Annotated in this window: 6 protein-coding genes and 2 pseudogenes; 4 read left to right on the forward strand and 4 right to left on the reverse strand. The window is 66.8% G+C overall.

Translation table 11 applies throughout. The annotated features are described in order from the left end of the window. Positions 1-103 precede the first annotated feature (103 nt). Positions 104-607 (forward strand): annotated as a pseudogene (locus tag OTB19_RS40840) (IS6 family transposase); the annotation flags it as partial. Between the two features lie 104 nt (positions 608-711). On the opposite strand, the gene OTB19_RS40845 reads toward OTB19_RS40840, so the two are convergent. Both OTB19_RS40845 and OTB19_RS40850 read right to left on the reverse strand, forming a co-directional pair. Further along, positions 712-1,128: a hypothetical protein gene (locus tag OTB19_RS40845; RefSeq protein ID WP_267803930.1), complete on the reverse strand. Its 417-nt coding sequence runs from the start codon at positions 1,126-1,128 to the stop codon at positions 712-714. A gap of 51 nt (positions 1,129-1,179) precedes the next feature. After that, on the reverse strand, positions 1,180-1,884 hold the full coding sequence (locus OTB19_RS40850; RefSeq protein ID WP_267803931.1) for a hypothetical protein: 705 nt from the start codon (positions 1,882-1,884) through the stop codon (positions 1,180-1,182). Between the two features lie 1,058 nt (positions 1,885-2,942). Here OTB19_RS40850 and OTB19_RS40855 point away from each other — a divergent pair. The 3 genes from OTB19_RS40855 (at position 2,943) to OTB19_RS40865 (ending at position 5,917) form a co-directional block, all read left to right on the forward strand. Further along, positions 2,943-4,103, forward strand: coding sequence for a ParA family protein (locus OTB19_RS40855; protein ID WP_267803932.1), 1,161 nt, complete (start codon positions 2,943-2,945; stop codon positions 4,101-4,103). Then, positions 4,100-5,326 carry a ParB/RepB/Spo0J family partition protein gene (locus OTB19_RS40860; RefSeq protein WP_267803933.1) on the forward strand — a complete coding sequence of 409 codons (1,227 nt, stop codon included), beginning with the start codon at positions 4,100-4,102 and terminating at the stop codon, positions 5,324-5,326. Before OTB19_RS40855 ends, OTB19_RS40860 begins: the two co-directional genes overlap by 4 nt. A gap of 213 nt (positions 5,327-5,539) precedes the next feature. Further along, positions 5,540-5,917: a hypothetical protein gene (locus OTB19_RS40865; protein WP_267803934.1), complete on the forward strand. Its 378-nt coding sequence runs from the start codon at positions 5,540-5,542 to the stop codon at positions 5,915-5,917. On the opposite strand, the pseudogene OTB19_RS40870 reads toward OTB19_RS40865, so the two are convergent. Together OTB19_RS40870 and OTB19_RS40875 are read right to left on the reverse strand one after the other, a co-directional pair. Then, positions 5,848-6,093: pseudogene (locus tag OTB19_RS40870) on the reverse strand (DDE-type integrase/transposase/recombinase); the annotation flags it as partial. The gene OTB19_RS40865 and the pseudogene OTB19_RS40870 sit on opposite strands and share 70 nt — an antisense overlap. Positions 6,094-6,112: 19 nt before the next feature. Next, positions 6,113-7,510 carry a transposase gene (locus OTB19_RS40875; protein WP_267803935.1) on the reverse strand — a complete coding sequence of 466 codons (1,398 nt, stop codon included), beginning with the start codon at positions 7,508-7,510 and terminating at the stop codon, positions 6,113-6,115. Between the last annotated feature and the right edge of the window lie 164 nt (positions 7,511-7,674).

The raw sequence follows: 7,674 nt of genomic DNA on the forward strand, positions 1-7,674 counted from the left end.
CGGGCCGCACCGTCAGTCAGCTGAGGGTGCCGGACAAAACCAATGAAATAACTGCGTTCGCCTCGCTGTTGGACCCTTTCGACCTGACCGGCACCGTGGTCACCGCCGATGCTCTCCACACCCAGCGCTGGACGAGGTCTTCATTAAAGTCCAGGGCGAGTACAGGTACCTGTGGCGGGCCGTCGACGCCGACGGCAACGCGCTGGACGTCCTGGTCCACAGCAAGCGGGACACGGCCGCGGCCAGGAAGTTCTTCAAGAAACTACGCAAGAAGACCGCCTCTGCGCCCCGGGTGGTGGTCACCGACAAGCTCCGCTCCTACGGGTCCGCCCTGCGCGGGCTGGGCATGTCCTCCATCGATCACCGCTCCCACAAAGGCCTGAACAACCGGGCCGAGAACTCCCACCAACCCACCCGACAACGGGAACGAGCGATGAAGGGCTTCCGCTCCGTCGCAGGAGCCCAACGATTCCTGGCAGCGTTCAGCCTCATCTCCCCGCACCTCCGGCCCCGCCGCCATCTGATGACAGTCCGTGACTACCGAGACGAGATGAAGGACCGCTTCACCGTGTGGAACGAGGTCACCGGCGTGTCCGCCGCCGTCTGAACCACCGCGGGTCCCACGGCCAGGCACATCCTGATCCCCAGCGCGCACTCACAGCTCCCACCAAGTTGACAACGCCGTTCGTCTTGCTCTGACTCCCGCCCAGGTCAGGCGACCTGGAGCTTCGGGCGGCCCGTCGGGGCCGGCGGGGCCTGGTGGTACGTCGGCAGCTTCAGGTTGGGGAGATCCCCGGCCTGAATGCGGACGAGGGCCGTGCGGAACGCGGCCGCCATCATCTCGGGGCTCTCGTACTTCGCCGCGAGCGGGTGGAGTCGGTAGGAGTTACCGTTGCGTTCCTCGCTACGCGGTCTGAGCACGATGTTCAGCTCGCACAGAGGCGCCATGAGCCCGCTGACCGCCTGGGGGGTGACCCCGTACTCGGCCGCCATGTCCTTCTGGCGGACCGGCAGCGCTCCCCCGAAGTCGCTGCGGGAGACGAGGTACTGGAGGAACTTGACGGCGGACCCTGACAACGGCAGGGCCCAGATGCGCTCCGCGATGATCGGAGACATGACGTTAGCCATGGGACAGCCTTCCTCGTGAGCGGGCGCCGGTAGAGAACCCTGGCTGAACTATCACCCGGTACGCCTCCTTCCGCGAACGTTCTCTTCGACCGCGAAGCCGAGGTCAAGTTCCTCCTGATGGGCGCCTTCCGGTCCCACCGCGTACGGAAACGCCTCCGCGTCGTGTTCGTGCCGGTCGGCGATCTCGGCGAGTACTTCGTGCTGGGCCGTGCTGTTGCCGTGGAACCACAGACGGACGTTGATCTGGATCCGGCCGTTGCCGGCCTTCTCCACCCAGTTGTAGCCGCACAGCGCCTGCACGGCACGGTTGACCGTGGAACGCGTGATCATTTTGCCGCCCTTCTGCGCGGCAACCTTGTTCAGTCCGTCCGTGATCTCCTGCTGGGTGTACTGAGTGAGTCCGGTCCCCGGCATCTGCCCACCGGCGACGAAGAGGAACACGCACAGCTGGGACTTGGTGATGCTGTTCGCGACGGCCAGCTGCGCCAGCAGCTGGGTGAACCAGTTGCTGGCCAGGCTGTAGCCGGCGCCGCCGGCCATGTCGTGAACGGTCTTCGGGTCGGCCGCGTACTCGAAGTGGACTCCCGTGAGCCGACGTCGACCGCTGGGGTCGGCGGCTTCGGCGACCTTCTCCCCCAGTTGCTGACCGAGTACGGCCAGGATGTCTCCGTACTCGGCATCGTCCCCTGCGACCGAGGGGACCGGAACAGGCCTGGGCCCGCGCTGTCGACGACGAGCGGGCGGATCAGATGTCACAGAACCTCCTTGTTACTCAGGCGGTCCGAGACTATCCAAAAAATCAACGTGTGCTTGTCTTTTGCCCGGGCGGCGCGCCGAGAGAGGCCTCTGGGCCAGGGGGTGTTCGAGACAGGCGCCAAAAGTACACGCCACGTGAAGTTACTCAGCGGTCCAGCGCCAAAAGTACACGACTCCTTGAGTTCGATTGTCGTGATGCCGGCACATTTCGAGGGCCTTCAGGGGGCGTGGACGACTCCACCGAGGCCTTAGCCCACAGCCCTGACCTGCGACGATCCGAAGCGCTCTGCACGCTCCAGAAAGTACACGGCTGCTTGAGTTTTTCACGAAATGTGCTCGCCAGGTACACATTTCGGGAGACCAAATGTGTCCTGGGGGACACATACCTCTCGACAAACATGCAGGTCAGAGGCGCGCGGAGGCCGCGCCCTCTTATAAAAGAGCAACGTGACCACCAGGTCCACCACAGCGGGTCTGTGCCCGGTTCAGGCTTGCGCAGCTGCCTTCTTGACGTGACGACACACCTCCCGGATGACTCTTGCTGACCCTTGTCGAACCTGAACCAAGGACAGGAACCCGAGGACCGGCTGTTGGTGATCGACCGGGTCCGCACCCCCTCCTCAGCCCCATCAGGCATGAACCACCCTTTATGCAGGCCCTCGTGGCCAGTGAGGGCGCCCAGCGCCCGAGGGGTGCACCAGCGACCCTCAGGGAGCTGGGGCAGGCCATGAGGGGGAGCGGGTCCAGGGCGCCCAAGCGCCTGGCGAGGGGGTCTGGGGGGCGAGTAGCCCCCCATGCTGAGGCCCGTCCAGGGGGGCCGGCCCCTGGCGGGGTCCAGGGGCCGGCCCCTGGGATATCCGATCCGCGGTCGATGAAGGGCAAGAACCCTGTACGAGCTCCATCCGTTGCCAGGCAGCCAGGTCAGTCGGTCGGCAGGCAGGCAGGCGGCGAGAGGAGGCGCCTCACGGGGCATTCAAGGACAACTGATGCGATACCAGACCGGGCTGTGTTCGGTGCGCCTCTTCGCCTTCTTGCTTGAAGGTTAGTAAGGTACCCGCATGACCGCTCCATACGATCCGGAAGTCAGGGAAAAGGTAGTCGCCAAGCTGCCGGCGTCCCTGCGGCAGGAACTCAAGGTCCGCGCAGCCCAGTTGGGTGTGGACATCCAGGACGCCGTCACCGAAGGCGTCCATGCCTGGCGTGCCGATGCCTCCGCAGCGACGCCTGTGGACACTTCGGGCGCCTCCTCGTTCTCCACCTACCTGCCCACAGGCCTCTACTCGGACTTCAAAGAGGACTGCCGGGCTCGGGAGGTCCCGTACAACCAGGGTGTCGCGCAGTCGATCCGGTTGTGGCTGGACACTCACCCCTCCCCCGCCAAGCGCTGTCGTCCGTCTCATGAGGGCGCGCGCCGGATCGTGGTCTGCAACCAGAAGGGCGGTGTGGGCAAGAGCGCCATCAGCAACGGTCTTTCCCAGGCCCTTGCCGAGACGGGCGCTCAGGTCTGCGTGATCGACTTCGACCCTCAGGGCCACCTCACCAGGCACTTGGGCGCACAGATGCTGGGTATCAAGGAGCCGAGCCTCGCCAAGCACATGCTGGGGGAGATCGAGGGCCGGGTACGGGACCTGCTGGTACCCATCGAGCACGGGTTGTTCGCCGGCCGTCTGTTCCTGCTGCCGTCGTGTAAGGACGCCTTCCTCCTGGACGCGCGCCTGGCCACCACCCGCCACGTGCGGACGAAGGAAACCGCCCTGGAGAAGGCCTTGGAGGAGCTGGAGAAGGAGTTCGACTACATCGTCGTCGACTGCCCTCCGAGTCTCGGCTACACCATGGACACGGCGCTCTACTACGCCCGCACCCGCGAGGCCGAGGCCCCGAAGACCTCCGGCATCATCGTTCCGGTGCAGGCCGAGGACACGTCGGCCGACGCGTACGACATGCTCAGCGAGCAGCTCGAAGACCTGATCGACGACCTGGACATCGAGATCGCGCAGCTCGGCTTCGTCGTGAACCTGTACGACAGCCGCAAGGGCTTCGTCGTCACCTCCTCCCTCAACAGTTGGAAGGAATTCGGCGACCCGCCGGTGATCACCGTCATCGGTGACCTGAAGGAACAGCGGGAGGCTGTACGCGTCAAGCTGCCCTTGCTGCACTACGCGCCTGACTGCGAGCAGTCCGACGCTATGCGCGAGATCGCCCGGAGGATCGCGGTATGAGCAAGAGCGACCTCCTCGGTACCGGCGCGGCGTTCAGCAACGCCCGCCGCAGTGGCGGCCGGAGTGAACGGGGACGTGCCAAGGCGATCGCCCAGGGCGACCTGCCGGCGTACGAACTGCTCCGGGTCCCGCTGGACCAGGTATCCGCGAGCCCTCTCAACCCGCGTCGGAACTTCGGCACGGACGAGGAGAAGACCCGCTTCGGCGAGGAACTGAGGCACGCGCAGCTCTCTGCCTGCGTCGTGGCCAGCCGGAGCGCGTACCTCGGGTTGTGGCCCGACCACGAGTCGCGGATCGGGTCGGCCTCGTACGTACTCATCAACGGCGAGCGCCGCTTCCGCAGCGCGCTGCACGTCGGGCTGGAGACGCTGGACTTCGTCGTACGCGACGACCTGGCGGCCTCCCGCGCGGACTTCATCGACCACCTCCTCGCCGAGAACCTCGAACGCGAGGACTTCAACGTGGTCGAGCGCGCCCGTGGTGTGCAGCAGCTCGTCGACACCTGCGCGGAGAACGGGCGGGAGCACGGGGCCAAGTCGCGTGCCGCGGAGCGGCTGGGCCGGTCACCGTCCTGGGTCACCAACCAGCTGGTGCTGCTGGAACTCCCCGAGGAGATCCAGAGCATGCTCAGCTCGGGGGACCTGCCCGAGCGGGACGGCCGGCTCCTGGCCCGAGCGGCGAAGGACCGTCCCGGTGCGGACGCGGCCGAGCTCCTGGAGTTCCTCCAGGAGAACAAGGCCCAGGAAGCCCAGGTCAGGGCGGCGCAGCGGGAGATACTGCGTGGCGTGCAGGAGTCCGCACCGGTACGGGAGGAGCCAGCGGCAGAGATCGCCGGGGGAGTTCCGGACGCTGCCCAGGGGAACCAGGAACCAGCCCGACTTTTGTCCGCGGACAAAAGTCGGGACGCGGAAAGCCTTCCGGCGGCCGCGTCTGTGGAGCCGTCGACTGCGGCGTCGGCGTCGGCTCCGACCCGTTCTCTGGCTCCTGCTCCTGCTGCTGAGCAGGTTTGGGTGACCCCGACTCCCCCGCCGCCGGCTGCGGAGGCGCCGGTTCAGGAGCGTGATGCGGAGGGTGTCATCCCGCCCCATGCGAGGGGAACGGACACGACGCCGGTGCCGTGGCAGGACCCGAAGGCGATGTTCGACGCGATCTGGACGAACATGTCGGCCAAGCATCGCGCGGAGCTGACGATCCTCCTGATCGAGAACAACAAGCCGACCTAGTCACGCAGGCGAGCCCTTCGGCGACTTCCTCCCCGTGTGCGGGTAGGCGCTGGTTGGCCGGCTCGGATCCTGCTTGCTTCGCCTCGTCGCTCCACGGCGGGGCGAAGTGCTGTCCGGGGCGGGTGAGCGAGCGAGCCGTTATGCAGGGTGCCGTCCTGAGGTGGGCCACCCAAGTGAGCCTTTCCCAACCTCCTGACGGAGTCGGCGAGCAGCGTGCACACAGACATGCCGGCGGCCCAGGTACCGGTCCGGCCCGACGACCCGAACCAGGTTCTGTATGGCCAGGAGTCAGGAGGCCTGCGGGCGTCCGATCGCCTCGGGTCGCCAGACATCGAGGTCAAGTGCGACCGTGAGGAAGTCACCCTCCACACTGACGACGAGGTCGGGATCCATGATCCCCGCGGCGAACTCCTCGGCACGGACGTCGTCGAGCAGGAAGACGAACGGCGTTGTCGACTTGGTGGGAGCTGTGAGTGCGCGCTGGGGATCAGGATGTGCCTGGCCGTGGGACCCGCGGTGGTTCAGACGGCGGCGGACACGCCGGTGACCTCGTTCCACACGGTGAAGCGGTCCTTCATCTCGTCTCGGTAGTCACGGACTGTCATCAGATGGCGGCGGGGCCGGAGGTGCGGGGAGATGAGGCTGAACGCTCCCAGGAATCGTTGGGCTCCTGCGACGGAGCGGAAGCCCTTCATCGCTCGTTCCCGTTGTCGGGTGGGTTGGTGGGAGTTCTCGGCCCGGTTGTTCAGGCCTTTGTGGGAGCGGTGGGCTCTGTTGCTGAATTCGTCAGCTGGTGAGTCGGTAGCTGAGGCGTTCGAGTCTGCTGGTGCGGGGTTTGCGTAGTGGGTCGGTGGTCCACCAGGCGTCGAGCCGGACCACGTTGAGTGCGGTGGCGGAGAAGGCGTGTTGAAGGCGGACTTTCGGCAGGCCGCGGTAGCGGGCCCGGCGGACGCCGGTGACGTCGAGGGCCTGGTTGACGGTGCCCTCGACGCCCGCGCGGAGGGCGTATTTGGCCCTCCAGGACTCGGTGTTCTGCTCGGCACGGGCCGCGACGGTGCGTTCGTGGAGTTCACGGGGTCGCAGGGTGAGCATGCGGGTGCCGCGGACGGAGCTGGTGCACTTGTCGCGGGAGGGGCAAGGGCGGCAGTCGGCGCGGGAGAATTCGATCACGATGGCGTCCTTGCCGCGCTGAGTGACCGGATACCAGCCGGCACTGGTGGAGCCTTCGGGGCAGCGGACCTGGCGGGCCTTCCAGTCGATGCGGAAGGCACTCCTCTCGAAGCCCTCGGCGGCCTTGGCCTGAGGCGAGTGGTCGGCCAGGAGCGGGGTGATCATGGCGATGCCCTGCCCGGCAGCGGCAGTGATCAGGTCGGCCGAGGGGTAGCCGGAGTCAAGGTAGTGCTCGGCGGGCTTCACCTCGTGTTCGGCGAGGTTCTTCTGGATCGGCTCGGTAGCCTTCACATCGGGCACAGTGGCGTCAGTGGTGTGCACGTCGGTGATCAGGTTCGGTGCCGGGACAACACGGAGACAGCCTTCGGCTTCGGCTTCGGCCGGAGCGTGACACGTCTCGGTGAGATGGATCTTGTAGCCGCACCAGAAGAGGTCATCGCCCTTGGCGGACCAGCGGGCGTCGGAGTCGTAGGGGGAGGCCAGGCGGGTACTGCCGGGCGGGACACCGTCACTGTCGGCGTCCCGCTTGCTGACCACCTCCCGTCCCCGGGCATCGGCGCGGACGGTGTATGTCTGCACGAGGACCTGCCTCAGCAGGGTGACCGCCTCGACCTCGCGGATCCACACCGGGGTGTTGTGGGACCAGGCGGCCCGGCACAGCACCAGAGCGTCCTGGCCGAATATCTGGGCCAGGTGATCCCGCTTGGTCTTCGATGACGGCATCGTCCAGCCATCGACGCGCGGCCCGTAGCGTTCGGCGAACTCGGCGACGTCGATCACCGAGGCCAGCCAGGACGGCGCCGCCACCGCCAGTGCTTCCAGTGCCGCCCGCACACTCTCCCCGGCCAGCTCGGTGCGGTTCAGATCGCGGACCGCGCTGATCACATGGGTGGAGTCGGTGCGTTTCTTGCCGCCGGCCTTGACCAGCCCGGCTTCGCGGCAGTGTTCCAGCAGCCGGTCGAAGACGACCCGTTCCATCCCGTTCTCGGCCAGCCGGGCACGGAACCTCGACAACGCGCAGAAGTCGAAGCCGGTATCGGACAGTTCCGCGCCGTGAAGTCGGCCCGGAGCGCGGTTCCGGCCTTTCGGCCGGTCCGTTTCTCCGGACCGCTTCCCGCACCCGCCGTGCGCCTCTCAACGCAACGGGCGCTCCACAAGTCCCTCGGATTCCTTGAGGA

Source organism: Streptomyces sp. H27-H5, from assembly GCF_026627505.1.
Classification (GTDB): domain Bacteria; phylum Actinomycetota; class Actinomycetes; order Streptomycetales; family Streptomycetaceae; genus Streptomyces.

Bases quoted from the DNA above. Each gene is read 5' to 3' on its own strand.
- OTB19_RS40845 (WP_267803930.1), bottom strand. From the start codon at position 1,128: ATGGCTAACGTCATGTCTCCGATCATCGCGGAGCGCATCTGGGCCCTG.
- OTB19_RS40855 (WP_267803932.1), top strand. From the start codon at position 2,943: ATGACCGCTCCATACGATCCGGAAGTCAGGGAAAAGGTAGTCGCCAAG.
- OTB19_RS40860 (WP_267803933.1), top strand. From the start codon at position 4,100: ATGAGCAAGAGCGACCTCCTCGGTACCGGCGCGGCGTTCAGCAACGCC.